Source organism: Tritonibacter sp. SIMBA_163, assembly GCF_046535935.1.
GTDB classification, from domain to species: domain Bacteria; phylum Pseudomonadota; class Alphaproteobacteria; order Rhodobacterales; family Rhodobacteraceae; genus Epibacterium; species Epibacterium scottomollicae.
The window spans coordinates 1-234 of sequence record NZ_JAWJBP010001369.1 but is presented as its reverse complement, the minus strand read 5'-3'; the positions used below and the strand labels follow the sequence as shown (position 1 = coordinate 234).

1 protein-coding gene is annotated in these 234 nt (G+C 42.7%); it reads right to left on the bottom strand.

What is annotated here, in order from left to right:
• On the bottom strand, nt 1-194 hold a 194-nt coding region (locus R0J92_RS26760; protein ID WP_411053913.1), incomplete at its 3' end, for a hypothetical protein.
• Nucleotides 195-234 lie beyond the last annotated feature (40 nt).

Below are 234 nucleotides of genomic sequence, written 5' to 3'. Positions count from 1 at the left end.
GTTTCAATGCAGTTATCCACAATTCCTAATTTCTCAGCAGGTATGGATTCAAACATCTCCCGAAATGTCGGATATGTGTATAACTTTTTGATGTTCACCCTTAGTTTCTCGTCTTCACCGGGAAGTTTCGTAAACTCTATCGTGTCTCCCTGCTTCAGTCTTCTTCTCTTCTCATCGTACAGCCTGACTTCCACCGTTTTCTTTCCCGATTGGATTTGCTGGAAAGGCTCTTTG